Here is a 426-nt window from a genome sequence, read left to right as displayed (position 1 = left end):
GAGAACATCCCCAACAGGGAGTGTTCAGAAGCGGAGCACGCGATGTTTTGCGAGAACGGCAAGGAGGACAGCGAAGAGTGCCTCCGGAGGTGCGGGGAATGAGCTGGCGCACGGCCGTCGGCGCCTGTGTCGCCCTGCTGTTCCCTCTCCCCATGGTGATCCTCCTGGGCAGCGCTCTCCGGCTTGGAATGCCAGAGCAGCAACTGGAGCACGGGCGAAGGGTTGCACCGGTACTTCGCAGCGAAGAGCGACTGCGGCTGCAGAGCTATCACCGCAACTGCAAGCGCGACTCGGACTGCGAATTCCCCATGGGCTGTCTTTCGGATGCCCGGGCCAAGGCCAACTACTGCTCTGACAGCCAGTGCCTGACGGACATGCAATGCGGTGATGGGGAGGTATGTCGAGCGCTGACAACCTTCGGCGAAG

Annotated in this window: 1 pseudogene; it reads left to right on the top strand. The window is 62.7% G+C overall.

What is annotated here, in order from left to right:
- Nucleotides 1-98: 98 nt before the first annotated feature.
- Nucleotides 99-426 (top strand): annotated as a pseudogene (locus HUA75_RS46360) (hypothetical protein); the annotation flags it as partial.

It is taken from the genome of Myxococcus sp. CA040A (assembly GCF_013336725.1).
Lineage (GTDB): Bacteria > Myxococcota > Myxococcia > Myxococcales > Myxococcaceae > Myxococcus > Myxococcus llanfairpwllgwyngyllgogerychwyrndrobwllllantysiliogogogochensis.
The sequence above is the reverse complement of the archived record's forward strand: the minus strand, read 5'-3'. Positions and strand labels throughout refer to the sequence as shown.